Here is a 492-nt window from a genome sequence, read left to right on the forward strand (position 1 = left end):
GGGAAAGACACACTCGTGTGGACCCATGTCAACGTGCGCAAGGCCTACAACAGCCTCAACCACCTCTGGCGCAATGACCTGCTGTTTGTCTACCTCAAGCCCCCGAAAGGTGTGCTTAAGCCGCATCGGATCAAATCCACCACCAACAGCCTTGAAGGCGGCATCAACGCCCAGCTGAAGCTCCTTGCGAGAACTCATCGCGGCAGACGCGGTGAGCACCAACGCAAAATGCTGGATTGGTGGCTGTATCTGAAAACGGAACTGCCTGGCGATCCAATAGAAATCGCCAGACAGTCCAACTGGGGCCAGGACCAACTCGCCAAAGTTACAACCCTGACCCGAAACGAGAACCAAGCCGACTATGAAACAGGACGACCAGCCCTCTACGACAACGGTATCGATACCGAGTACACACACTCAATCGGCATCCAAAAAGGCCACATCTAACCCCGCGACACGCCGATAGCAGACACACATTTTGTCGCTTAACCC

At 54.9% G+C, this 492-nt stretch carries 1 pseudogene; it reads left to right on the forward strand.

Features of this window, described 5'->3' with window-relative positions:
* A pseudogene (locus HMPREF2617_RS03625) lies at positions 1-447 on the forward strand (IS256 family transposase); the annotation flags it as partial.
* Positions 448-492 lie beyond the last annotated feature (45 nt).

The organism is Corynebacterium sp. HMSC070H05, from assembly GCF_001837615.1.
Lineage (GTDB): Bacteria > Actinomycetota > Actinomycetes > Mycobacteriales > Mycobacteriaceae > Corynebacterium > Corynebacterium coyleae.